We start from the raw sequence: 12,828 nt of genomic DNA on the forward strand, positions 1-12,828 counted from the left end.
ATTCACCTTCTCCCACTATTTTTATCCAATTCTTTCATTATTTATATAGACTTCATATATAATAAATTTCTATTCGTAAAGTTACATTATATATAATTTCTTTTTGTATATAAAATTCATTGCTCACAAAAAAACTACCGAAAGAAAATCTCTCGGTAGTTTTACTGTATTAACGATATAAACGAACAGCACCTGCAGAATTATCATCAGCTTGTCCTACTACTTCAAACTTCAGGCCAAGGTTCGGTAAAATACGTCCTGCATCTGGAATCTGTTGATTAATATATGTTTTTGAATCATCAAACTTCGGTACACCCGCTAAGCCATCATACGTAAATGTTCCACGCGTTGGAGATACAACTTTCCAAGCTGGTGTTTTGTCGAATGAGAACGCCGCATCAGCAATTTGGAATCGTGTACTACTCTTAACTGTCGGTTTACCATTTAAAGTTCCTACAATTGCTTCTGGGTGAGAATCAACTACGCCAAGGAAACCGTGTCCTGGATGTACGCCAACCCAGTTATCTGTGTAAGCTGAATCCGCATACCATACAACCATACCAGTGTTAAATACTGGACCGCGTGCAAATTTCAATGCGTTATCTGCACCAGCATAGTTTCTCCACTCTACATAATAGTTATGTTTTTTCTTCTCAGTTCCGTTAGATACAACGAAGCCGTCTAATTTTAATTGTGGTGTCCCTTCTGCATCATCAGAGAATACTACTTTACCATCTACTGTTAATGAAGCATTATCAAGCGCAAATCCATTTAATGCTAAACCACCATCAGTAATGTAATCAAATGTTAATTTTACTTTCTTACCTTTGAATTGGCTTAAGTCATATGATTTGTCAATCCATTTTCCATTTGTCGAATCTGCATTTCCACTATTAGCTTTCTCACCAAGTCTTTCAATTAACGTTTGTTTACCATCTTCTGTTACAGCATGTACTTCAAGGAAGTCATACTCTGCTTCAATTTCATATAATGATTTGAAATCAAATTTTGCAGTCGTTGCATTCGTTAAATCGAACAGTGGTGTTTCCATCTTCGTATGAAGATCGTCACCTTTTGTGCTGTAGTAATACTGTTTACCAAATGCTGGGGCAATTGTTTTTACATCTTTATCAGGTAAGTTTACACGAATCATACCTGGACGGTTAGATTTCGTAACACTTTGGTCTAAATATGTTGCTAGACCAATACCTTTATTTAATTTCTCGTAATCTACTTCTACGATATTTGCCCAGTTACCACCGATTGTTTTTTGGAAAAACTCTTTATTTTGCGGTGAGAAACTTGTTGGCGTTGTTCCTGCAATTTTACCAGCCCAGCTACCGCCACTCATAATAGACCAAGATTCAATCGGCTCACCTTGACCGCTATATTGTGTATCATACTCATCTGGAAGACCTAAATCATGACCGTATTCATGTGCGAATACACCAACTGCGCCATCTTCTGGCTCAATTGTGTAGTCAAATGCAGCCATCTTTCCTCCCCAATACGGAACTTTCGCTTGTGTGCCTTCGATTGGGAATGGTTTCGGTCCAACAGTCCAGCGATGTGACCAAATTGCATCATCACCTAATTTACCACCGCCTGCTTCTTGTCCAACACCTGCATGAATAATCATTAAGTGATCGATTAAACCGTCGGGTTGATTTTGATTTCCATCGCCATTTACATCGTATTGATCGAATTGGTCGAACTCTGATAAATCAATACCGCTATCTACAGCTGCTTTTAATGCATCTTTTACTAAATCACGTGGTCCTTTTGGTCCTTTATTATCATGACCGCCGCTTGCAGCATCCGCACCGTAATCAGCAGCTTTCCCAGGAACTGTTAACCATTTTGTAACTGTTCCGTCTACTGTATAACTACCGCCAGATTGCTCTTCATAATATTGTTTAAATGTTTCAATTTTACTTCCATCATCTAATGTGAATGGCTCATTACCGAATAACATTTTTTCATAATGTTCTTTGTTAAAGTCTTCCGAATACATATAACCAGGTTCTTTATCGATATTGTTATGTTTAAAGTCAGCGTACTCTACAAGTAGAACGAGTACTTTATCTTTACGAACATCACCGTTGTACGCTTTTTGCTTTGCTGGAGATGTTGGTACTTTACCATTTAGACCACCCTTAACTGGCCCTGTCGCTGCAGGTGTTCCTGTCGCAGGTTTATCTAACTTTTCTTTCGTATCTGCTTTTGCATCTTTCACTTTCTTTAAAAAATCCGATGCTTCTTTCGTAAGTGGGTCCCCATTTGATACTTCTTTCCCAGGATTTTCACCCTTTTTGTTCTCTACGTATTTTTCGACAGCTTTCTTTGTTTCTGTCTCTGAAGCCTTCGAATCAATTACCCCACGTTTTTTTAGAGCATCTGCTAAACGTTCTTCCGGAATTAAATGATCATCAACTGGGCTCGTAGCTGTCTTATTAACAGGCGTTTCAGCATATGCAGACTGACCACCTGCTCCGAATGAAAGACCTAATACAGCTGTCAAAGCGATCGATGATAAAACTTTGAACGGTTTCTTGTTCATCCCTTATTTCCTCCCCTAATAAATAATATGTATTACAAATTGAATTTTATTAAAAATTCAATATTTTTTCAATATTTAGTCATATTATGTAATGTTTTTAATATATTTGTAAAAATTTCATAGTTAGCATACGAATATATCACAATTCAACAATGTTTTCTGAAAATATTGAAAATATTTGTCAGAAACTTTATAATCGCCATAGAGGGAATTTAATGGGGATTTTATCTTTGTTTTATCTACAAAATATTTGATAATTCACTACATAAATACAAAATCTGATTGTATTATCACGTATTCTGTAGCAGCAGTTATGACCGATAATTAGGGAGGAATTACATTTGTACAAAGATAAGACTGACGCATTGGATCAAGAATGGATTGATTTAATACTTGAAGCTCTAGACGCTGGTATCGCCTTGCAAGATATCGAACATTTTTTCCAACGTATGAAGCCGGCCACTCAGGCTCAATAGGTTTGTTCTTTTTAGCGAAGTTTATGTTATAATAATGACATCATAAGACGACGACATATTGATAGAAAGGTGCGCAAATATGATTGGAGAACGTATAAAACGCCTGCGTTTACAAAAAGGTATTTCATTAACTGAACTTGCCGAAAAAGCTGGCGTTGCTAAATCTTACATTAGTTCTATAGAACGAAATTTACAAAAAAACCCTTCCATTCAGTTTCTTGAAAAAATTGCAGCAGTTCTACAAATTCCAGTTGATACTCTACTTCATGATGAAACAACAAAGGAAAATCACTTAGACTCCGAATGGACACAACTCGTTAAAGATGCAATGAACTCCGGCGTCTCCAAAGAACAGTTTCGTGAATTTCTTGAATTTACAAAATGGAAGCAAGATCAAAAATAATAAATAGAAAGAAGTGCTTACAATCGGCACTTCTTTTTTCTTTATAAAAAAAGCGGGGGATACCCGCTTTTTTATTATTTTTCTTCGCCAGCTTCTTGGTTAGCATTGAATGTCCATTCTAAATTCAATGAATCACCTTGGAAGATATTTTGGTCTTTTCCATCATCTACAAATTCAAATTGTACCCATAAATAATCCTCTGTACCAGCTTCTAATCCACCCTTTTCTCCCCACTCAGGAGCAAAGATGTCTTTAGCTAAAAGATCTGGATCGGTTTTTTGTAAGTCTGCTAAAGTTGTTTCATATACAGGTTCACTTTGTTTATCCCAGTTCCAAAGGAATTTCACTTTAATGTGCTTACCAAAGTCTTCACCAGCATTATCGCCTTTTGCATCTTTCACAGTATACTTTGTCGCTAATTTAACGTCTTTAATTGTTAATGAACCGCTATTCTTTAATAAGAACTCTTTCTTAACAGAATCCCCTGGTTTTAAATTTTCAATATTCACAAGCGTTTTAGGGTCTAATGTAAGATCTAACGTCCCAGCTGCAAATGTGTTGTTCGATACTTCTTTATCGCTAAAGTAAGCGAATGTTCCTCCACCAATTAAAGATAACCCCAATGCTGCTGATGCAACTCCCATACCTAATTTCTTTTTCAGACTCACAATCAATTCCCCCTAGCTGTTTTTTTATATTTTTATTGCTATCTCTTATTTACAATAAGAGATATAACTAAAGCTATATTAGCTTAGCTAATATTTGTTCTTTTTTAAAAACCTTATGTTCATTATAACGAACATAACTATAGAAATACAACACATATTTATTAATATTTTCAGTTATTTTTATTTCTCAATATTATTCTGAAATTTCTAAAAAATATTAAGAAATAAAAAATGCGAATTAATATTTAAACTAATTATTCTCCTTCACTATCATACTGCCAACTAGTTTTCTCCTATCTTCCAGATTTTTACATGTATCGTTAAAATAAAGAGGATACGCCGAATAGGTGAGTCGCAATGCTCTCTCACCTATTCGGCTGTATAACCGCTATTCGCTCTATATGTTGCTGTATTTTACTTGCTATTCTTGTTTCTTACTCTCTTCTTGATTTTTTGCTTCCTCTTGTTTCTTCTTCTCTTCTAGCTTTTTCGCTTCCTCTTGTTTCTTCTCTTCTAGCTTTTTCGCTTCCTCTTGTTTCTTCTCTTCTAGCTTTTTCGCTTCCTCTTGTTTCTTCTCTTCTAGTTTTTTTGCTTCTTCTTGTTTCTTCTCTTCTAGTTCTTTTTGCTTCTCAGCCTCACTCACTTGTTTTGCTGTTTCATCTACTAGTAACTTCTCAAAATCTTGAATTTGTTTATCAATCACTTGTAAATTAACTTCTTTATCAATATACTCACAGTTTTCTTTTACTATATGGAAGCCAGCATTCACATACGAGAATACTTGCTTATTCGATTCAGTTGTATGTCCTTTTAACTCTTCTTGTACTTGATTATAAGGTTCTTCTATTGATTTATATACTTTTTGTAACGATTCTCTCTCAGCAGCTATCTTCTCGCGTCCTTGCTTCCATATAACAAGCGCCTGTTCTATCTCCTGAGTGGATCTAACATTTAATTTTGATTTCATCTCTTTATACTCATGCAAAATAACTTCCTTATGCTGCTTAGCTTGTTCTATTAATTGATCAACTGTTTTTGGAAAAATACTTGCTGTAGAAATAGTAGCCGCTACTTTCGTTTCATGAACGAAAGCTGCTTCTGTATAAGTCATCATTTGAGAGCCTAAATAAAAAGTAATAGAACACAAACATGGCAATATAAGCATCTTTTTGAATTTACGAGGTTGCTTCAGCATTTTAATCTCTCCTATCGAACAACTTGTTCTTTATCAAGAACTATATCTTTATTATAATAAAGTGAATTACAAAATGATATAAAAATTATGTTTCTTTTTATATTTCACTTTTAGCAAAAAAGAGACTATCATTTTTGATAGTCTCTTTTTCTTGTCATTATTTTTTAACTTCGCCTTCGCCTTGTTGCGCTTCAAATGTCCATTTTAATTGAAGTTTATCGCCTTGGAATTCATTTTGAGATGTATTTCTTTCAATAAAGCGGAATTTCACTTTAAATGAATCGTTAGTTCCCGCTTTAATACCTTTCTCAGGCCATAACCAACTTACTATATCATTTTCTGCAGCAGTCACTTTTTTATCCGTCAAATCTTTTAATGTCGTTGTCTTAATTACTTGATCTTTTTTATCAATATTTTTTAAGAAAACTACTTCAATATCTTCACCAAAGTCTCTCTTATTATCTTTCTTCACATCTTCTACATCATATTCCGTAGTTAATAATACTTTTTTAATATCTAATGTACCTTTATTCTCTAATTTAAATTCTTTTTCAATTGTATCACCTGGTTTTAAATTATCCACTTTTACAATTGTTGAAGGATTCAGCGCTAAGTCAAGTGTCCCAGACGCAAATGTATTATTTGACACTTCTTTATCGCTAAAGTATGCAAACGTTCCTCCGCCAACTAATGCAGCCCCTAATACTGCTGATGCGATACCCATTCCTAATTTTTTCTTTAAAGTCATGTCCATATCCCCTTAATATATATTTGTTAATTTCCTAATAGGAAACTATAACCAAAATAACTAGACGGATTGTTCTACTTTTTTCTCTTTCTTTTCTCCATCGATGCTACGAATCGCACTAAAGATAGTAATCGCGGAATAACCTAGTAAAAAGACTCCTGGAATAATAAGAAGCAAAGCTGCTCCCGCTTTTGAATTTGCATAATTTAATGCATACCCTGCATAAGGAACTGTAATATCTGCATATTTCCCAATAACATTCTCCGCAAGTACCGGTTCTAAATCTGGCCCGTTGTTGTTATCTCCTTTTGTTTCATACATTACTTTTCCATTTGTATCTTTTACACCGATAATACGGTGAGTGATAATTTTTTCATCTTTCTCTTTAAAGGTAATAACATCACCTTTTTGATATTTAGAACCATCTTTCGTCGGCTCTATCGCAATAATTGATCCTGTTAAAAATGTTGGTTCCATCGACCCTGAAAGAACGCTCTTAAATTGATATCCCATCACCGTTGGATCACCACCGCTCGCTTTTGAAGAAATAACTACAAAAGCTAAGCAAACCATTAACGCAAATAAAACAAATGAGATAACGTTGCTAATCACCTTCCAAATTAATTTCATCGTTTCTCTCCCTCTCCGTTGTTTTATATTATTTGAAGTATGCAATATTCAGTTTCGTTCTTTAACAAGAACACAACTAAATAATATAACGAACATATTAGAAATGCAATAAGAAAATTTACAATTATTAGTTATTTATAATATAAAAAGGACTGTGAAGAAGTCTCTTCACAGTCCTTGTAAACTAGTAATTTATTTTTCTTCTGCTTTCATTCCTTTTGTATTTCGGCGTAGTACTACAAATAAAATGGCTCCAAATAATATGGCGGCACCTATCCCAATGCTTATTATTTTCACGTTTGATTCGTTTAATTCAGGCTCGATCGTATCTTTTTTAGGCATCGCAAAAGTAACATCTTCTTTAGAAAGAACATTAATCGTCGCAATTGTTTGATTATTCTTTGTGATATCAACTGCCCCAACTACCTCACCACGATGAATTCCTTTATGATACAAAGAATCTTTATCTAATGTAGCCGCCCGGAACGTCGTCTTCACATTTTTCCCTTCATCTTTCTTAAGCATTAGTTCTGCACTTTTTTCAAGCTCACTATCAATATCTTTATTTAAATACGTTGTCTTTTGATGCCAACTATGTTTATCCAGTACAGTTTGCTTCACAAATTGACCGAAAGAATAGTCCGCCATCTGCTTTAAATCTTCATAAATTTCAGGTCTTTGAGAAGCCATTACTACATTTATAATACGATTTCCATCCTTCTCATTTAATAGAACGAGTGTATTGCGCGCTTCATTTGTAAAACCTGTCTTACCACCAATACTATATGGATTTTCAAAATAAGTAGATTTATTAAAAATAGACACCGTCTGCCTAGATGTCGTAACTGTCGTTCTTTTCGTATTCATCGCTTGCAAAATCTCAGGGTACTTTTGCACACCTCTCGTAATCATAGCCATATCATATGGCGTAGTATAATGGTTCGGATCATGCAATCCATTTGGTGTTACAAAATGACTGTCGGTAGCGCCTAATTGCTTCGCTCTCTCATTCATCATATTAGCGAAATTCTCAACACTTCCGCCAATACGCTCCGCAATCGCATACGACACATCATTTGCACTCAGCACCATTAAAATCATAAGTGCAGTATTTCTATTAATCGTCTCACCAGGTTGAAACTCAATTTGATAATTACTCTTCTCTTGATCTAATGCTAATTGTGAAAACGTAAATTGATCCTCTGGTTTCGTATGCTCCATAAGTAAAATCGCCGTTAGTACTTTCGTCATACTAGCCGGAAATGCACGATGATGTGCGTTTTTATCATACAAAACATCTCCAGTTTTCGCATCAATCGTAGTTGCAAACTGACTAAAAACATTTGGTCCTTCCTTAGGTGGTGGCGCCACTTGTTCTGGATTCACTCCAATATTCGTCTCAGCACGTAACGTCATAGGTGTCAAAAAAAATAAACAAATAACGGTAACAAAAGCCAAAATTTTCTTTAAATTTACCATATGACTCTCCCTTTTCACTATACTCTCACAGTTTAAAAATTGAATCTACCAATCTATATGTAATTTGTATTAAATTGGAAGAATATTCACTGCTTTTTACTATATCATACTTTTACGATGAAGAACATAAATATACAATAAAAAATAAGAAAGAATTATTCTTTCTTATCCTTCTCATCAATTAATGAATCTATTAAATTTTGACTAGCTTCCTCAGGTGTAATCTCATCTGTCATCCCCATAAACGACCAACCTTTAGAATCGACCCACTCAACAAACTCTTGCAAAAACTCATCATGTGTAACATCCACATCAAGAATTGAGCCATTAATTGAAATCGTTCTATTTTTAGATACGCGCATCTTGAACGTCTTCCTTACCATTACGATAATTCTCCCTTTGCTTTTGAATATTTATAAAATAATCTTGTATCTCTGTTATACATGATTTTAAGTAAATTGTAAAAAGGATATATTGGCCAATTTAGATATTAAAAATGGAAATCGCTTATCCTACATACCTCTCGTTCCATATACAAATGGTCATATTATTCAATAATTAAACCATTTAGATGAATAAGCAATCATGGTCTTTTGGAAGATATCATGCAAAATAGTATAATTTGAACAAGAGAACTAAGGTAGCTCTATTTAGCTGGACTCTTTCGTTGTAGACTTAGAGACCGATGCGAAAATTACTATTTGGTTCCTATTTCTATACATAATATCTTTGGAAAGAAGGTAGTACGGTGAAAACAACAGAAAATTTTACTGACAAGGCCGATATATATGCGAAATATCGCCCTAGTTATCCTAATGAATATATTGATTATTTGCTTTCAGCTAACGAACTAAATGAGAATCAAATTGTGGCCGATATTGGTTCAGGTACGGGGATATTTAGCCGCCAGCTGCTTGAAAGTGGTTTACATGTTATTGGAGTGGAGCCAAATGATGACATGAGAAAAATGGCAGAACAATCGTTAAAACGATATCCTCGTTTTCAATCTATAAAAGCAACTGCTGAAAATACCACTTTAAAAGAAAATAGTGTAGATTTAGTGACCGTTGCCCAAGCATTTCATTGGTTTGATAAAGAGGCTTTCAAAATCGAATGCCAACGAATTTTAAAACAAAAAGCAAACGTTGCTCTTGTTTGGAATAGTAGAGATGTAACTAGTCCACTTATTCAAGAGAACGCAGAAATTTGCCAGAAAACCTGTCCAACCTTTAAAGGCTTTAGCGGTGGAATAGATGAAACGCCAGAAATGTTTAACAGCTTTTTTAAAGATGGAAAATACGAGTTTAAAGAATATCAAAATGATTTACTTTTTGATTATGAAGGCTTTTTAGGAAGGAATTTATCAGCGTCCTATGCTCCGAAAGAAAATGACGAAGAGTATAAAAGCTTTGTTCTTCTCCTATCAGAGTTATTCGATAAATACAGTAAGAATGGAAAAATTATTCTTCCAAACTTAACGCGAAGTTATTTGGGCAATGTGTAAACAGCTGGACATATAATTAACCCTCACCAATCGGACACGATCATTGAATAAACCTTAGCTTTATTGGTATATGTTGAATACAATGCGGTACACTATATTGAAAATTAAGCAAGCATACTCCCGGTCTGGATTTAGGACGAGGGTATGCTTGTTTCGTGTGATAAAATTTAATAGCTTTATTATCTTTTTATAAAAAACTCACATTTTATCACACGAAATACACTTGAATTTATTACAATGAAATGGAATATATTAGAAAATATCTAAAACCGAGGAGGAACTTCATGGCGCACTGTACGTATTGTAAAACGAAATGGAAAGTAAAAGATGTATGGTCGATACTCGTAACATTTGAAAAAGATTGTCCGTATTGTTTCGGAAGGCAATACCTATCAAAGAAAACAATAAACGCTATGCCAGAACTTATAAGCTTACCTTTACACTTCTTATTCCCTTTTCTTGTTCATTTAAGTGATGAGGGGCCTTTAGATTGGTATCGAAAAAAATAATATAACCGCTTTATTCAAATCCTCTTTTCATTACATTCTCTACTTATATATTCCTTAATACACTACTAACTTGATCCCAAATTCTTTCCTTTCAAAAGACTACTATAAAAATATTGTAAAATTTCAGTTAATTATATATAATTGCTTTAACATAATGAGTAAAGATGCTATTACATAAGTATTTTTGAAGATCCCGTAGCTCAGCAGGGAGAGCGCCACCTTGACAGGGTGGAGGTCGTGAGTTCGAGCCTCTCCGGGGTCATACTGAAACCTCTTGATATTCAAGGGGTTTTCTTATGTATAACAGTTTATTCCAAGAGATGAAACAGCGCTTTCGGGGCAGAAATGGGGCAGAAACAAATTCCTTTTCATTTTTCTACTGATAAAAAAGCTTTAGCTATAGTTAAAGAAAATCTCTATCCTATTGTTATCTTCCCTCTCTCTTTACATTCCGCTAACTAATGTTAGATAATATATAACAATTTAATCTTATCAAGGGGGCCTTCTAATGTTTCATTGTATAACTAAAGATCAAGAAGTCATTCATGCATCGGCATGTGAAGAGGAAAAGTTCCGGAAATTATCCAGAGAAAATAACTTATTTTGTCCAGATTGTGGAAGTATCGTTTGCTTTAATAAAGGAGATATAAAACAGCCTTACTTTTCACATGTAACAGAAACAGATTGCATACCAACAAAATATGAAAATGAAAGCCCTGAACACATCTTAGGTAAAAAATTGTTATTTAATTTGATCAAAAACAAATTTCCAAATGCAAAAATAGAATTAGAAGTTTATATTCCAGAAACAAACCAAATTGCAGACATTTTATTGACTCATTCATCAGAGGACAAAACTAAAGTCGTACGTTGGGCTTTTGAATTTCAGCATAGTGATTTATTAATTAGCGATTGGAAAAAAAGACACACACTATATCAATCTGAAAATATACATGATATTTGGGTATTAGACGCTCAGGAATTCTTGCAATATTCCACAGCAGCGGATGGTAAAAATGCTCGTTCACGTTATTCTTTAGAGAAGGAGATTTTTAATAAGACCGGTTTTTGCTATTTTCTAAATCTCAATACAAAAGAGTTAACAATTGATTTCAATTTCCGAACTGTAAAAAAACCTGTTAAAGGAAAACCTTACACTAATACATATATTTTTCATTCCCCTCTTAAACATTCTTGTAATTTAAATGACGTACTATTTTTATATGATTTAAAAGTAAATTATAGTGCTATGGCTTATAAAGAAGATGTTGAATTACTTACCAATAAATGTAAGTCAATGATTAAGCGGTTGGAACAAATAAAAAAAGAACAAGCAAAAAATAAATTTCAACAAAAAACAAAAGAGAAAATAAAATATATAACAAACTCCCATGGAGAGAATTTTAAAGAGATAACTTTATCATTCATAGAAATAAACGCACAAGAGTTACAAACGGACGTTTATAACTTATCGGCAGAAGAATTTCATTCTAAATACAACACCCATCTTTCTCGCATCCAACAGAACGAGGAAGAAATTGAACGTTGGAAAGAAACAGATGTTGTTAATCAAAAAATTTTATCCCTTCTACCAATTTACGAATTAACACATAAAATCTGTTTCTTAGAGGAGCAAGAAACAGATTCTCTCGAAACATTACTGTCTAAGCGTTTTTCTGAAAAACTTGAAACTATTAATTATGTACTTAATACGCATGCTAACATACTAACAATTTTAGAGTCCGGAAATGCAAAGCGAATATCACAAATGCTGTCAAAAATTGATTCTCGCCTCGTTCCATTGGAATTTAATCCAACAAAGTTTCATTACGCAATTAAGTGTTCTCGATATAATTCCACAAAACAAATTGATGAGGTTATGACTCAAATCAATGAAAAACTATTTCCCAAACGTGAATACGATTTAACAGGATTTGATTTTGATAAATTCTAAGGTAACTTCTTGAGAATGAAGTTACCTCTATTTTTACATACGCATATACTATTTGTTTATCTAATATATATCATCTGAAAATCACCTTGATTATTTTAGGTAATACCTGATTTTAACATGAACATTTTTTTAAAACTCAATCGTTTTGTACAAACTTCCCATAAACCCCTTATCATTTCTTATCAATAGTAACAGTCAACATACATATATTGAGTTCGTTTGTTTTGTAAAATCCAATGGAGTACTACGTAAAAAAGGGTGCAGTATATAGGTTAAAGTAACATTTTAGGCATTCGAATTGGTTTCGCGAAGGGAACGCTCCTTTTAATAATAGTAACGTTACTTTTAAAACGTTCCATAAAACAATCTTATTCTAATGGAGTAGTGCGGAAGTACTTCGAAAAAGTACTCCATTAATCTTTTATCTTCCAATGGTAATGGAATTGAGTTTTAAACACTTGAAAATAACATTTTACTGTTTGTACGTAGAGAATTAATAGGGTTAAGTAGATCATACAAACCGTTCTACTTTAGATCTTCACTTAATTTATGAAATAATAGCCTGGCTACGCTTATACTCACTTTTGAGAAAAAGATACGTTCAGATTTGAGCGTATCTTTTTCAGGTGTCCCATTTGTTCAATAAACAACAGATCTTTCGAGTGAAAACGCAGGCAAAAAGTATAGTGAATGTTGGCCTGA

The 12,828-nt window shown here is 33.7% G+C and carries 12 protein-coding genes and 1 tRNA gene; 6 read left to right on the forward strand and 7 right to left on the reverse strand.

The genetic code is table 11. The features are described from left to right. Window positions 1-169: 169 nt before the first annotated feature. A complete protein-coding gene (inhA1, locus tag PDQ40_RS16585; protein ID WP_001035920.1) occupies window positions 170-2,560 on the reverse strand; it encodes a M6 family metalloprotease immune inhibitor InhA1 in 2,391 nt (796 codons plus the stop codon). Between the two features lie 341 nt (window positions 2,561-2,901). Here inhA1 and PDQ40_RS16590 point away from each other — a divergent pair, with 341 nt between their 5' ends. After that, a complete protein-coding gene (locus tag PDQ40_RS16590) occupies window positions 2,902-3,036 on the forward strand; it encodes an anti-repressor SinI family protein (RefSeq protein ID WP_000276215.1) in 135 nt (44 codons plus the stop codon). A gap of 79 nt (window positions 3,037-3,115) precedes the next feature. Further along, on the forward strand, window positions 3,116-3,439 hold the full coding sequence (locus PDQ40_RS16595; RefSeq protein ID WP_000578880.1) for a helix-turn-helix domain-containing protein: 324 nt from the start codon (window positions 3,116-3,118) through the stop codon (window positions 3,437-3,439). Between the two features lie 74 nt (window positions 3,440-3,513). On the opposite strand, the gene calY is transcribed toward PDQ40_RS16595, so the two are convergent. From calY to PDQ40_RS16625, 6 genes are all read right to left on the reverse strand, one after another. Continuing rightward, complete coding sequence (gene calY / locus PDQ40_RS16600; protein ID WP_270691507.1) at window positions 3,514-4,107, reverse strand: biofilm matrix protein CalY; 594 nt, start codon at window positions 4,105-4,107, stop codon at window positions 3,514-3,516. 421 nt (window positions 4,108-4,528) lie between these two features. Then, window positions 4,529-5,302: a DUF4047 domain-containing protein gene (locus PDQ40_RS16605; RefSeq protein ID WP_270691508.1), complete on the reverse strand. Its 774-nt coding sequence runs from the start codon at window positions 5,300-5,302 to the stop codon at window positions 4,529-4,531. A gap of 157 nt (window positions 5,303-5,459) precedes the next feature. Then, the gene (locus tag PDQ40_RS16610; RefSeq protein WP_000172847.1) at window positions 5,460-6,050 is read right to left on the reverse strand and encodes a TasA family protein; all 591 of its coding nucleotides are present in this window, start codon (window positions 6,048-6,050) and stop codon (window positions 5,460-5,462) included. Window positions 6,051-6,110: 60 nt separating this feature from the next. Then, entirely contained in the window at window positions 6,111-6,680 is a 570-nt protein-coding gene (sipW, locus tag PDQ40_RS16615) for a signal peptidase I SipW (protein WP_000767813.1), read from the reverse strand. A 192-nt stretch (window positions 6,681-6,872) separates the two neighbouring features. After that, window positions 6,873-8,159 carry a D-alanyl-D-alanine carboxypeptidase family protein gene (locus PDQ40_RS16620; RefSeq protein WP_270691509.1) on the reverse strand — a complete coding sequence of 429 codons (1,287 nt, stop codon included), beginning with the start codon at window positions 8,157-8,159 and terminating at the stop codon, window positions 6,873-6,875. Between the two features lie 155 nt (window positions 8,160-8,314). After that, on the reverse strand, window positions 8,315-8,542 hold the full coding sequence (locus tag PDQ40_RS16625) for a hypothetical protein (protein ID WP_000251858.1): 228 nt from the start codon (window positions 8,540-8,542) through the stop codon (window positions 8,315-8,317). Between the two features lie 365 nt (window positions 8,543-8,907). Between PDQ40_RS16625 and PDQ40_RS16630 the strand changes: the two genes are divergently transcribed. From PDQ40_RS16630 to PDQ40_RS16645, 4 genes are all read left to right on the forward strand, one after another. Then, the gene (locus PDQ40_RS16630) at window positions 8,908-9,663 is read left to right on the forward strand and encodes a class I SAM-dependent methyltransferase (protein ID WP_270691511.1); all 756 of its coding nucleotides are present in this window, start codon (window positions 8,908-8,910) and stop codon (window positions 9,661-9,663) included. Window positions 9,664-9,947: 284 nt separating this feature from the next. Next, window positions 9,948-10,172 carry a hypothetical protein gene (locus PDQ40_RS16635; protein WP_000929648.1) on the forward strand — a complete coding sequence of 75 codons (225 nt, stop codon included), beginning with the start codon at window positions 9,948-9,950 and terminating at the stop codon, window positions 10,170-10,172. Between the two features lie 189 nt (window positions 10,173-10,361). Continuing rightward, a tRNA-Val gene (locus tag PDQ40_RS16640) sits at window positions 10,362-10,434 on the forward strand. Between the two features lie 246 nt (window positions 10,435-10,680). Next, on the forward strand, window positions 10,681-12,126 hold the full coding sequence (locus PDQ40_RS16645; RefSeq protein ID WP_270691513.1) for a competence protein CoiA: 1,446 nt from the start codon (window positions 10,681-10,683) through the stop codon (window positions 12,124-12,126). The last annotated feature ends 702 nt before the right edge of the window (window positions 12,127-12,828 follow it).

It is taken from the genome of Bacillus cereus group sp. Bc061 (genome assembly GCF_027715825.1).
Classification (GTDB): domain Bacteria; phylum Bacillota; class Bacilli; order Bacillales; family Bacillaceae_G; genus Bacillus_A; species Bacillus_A paranthracis.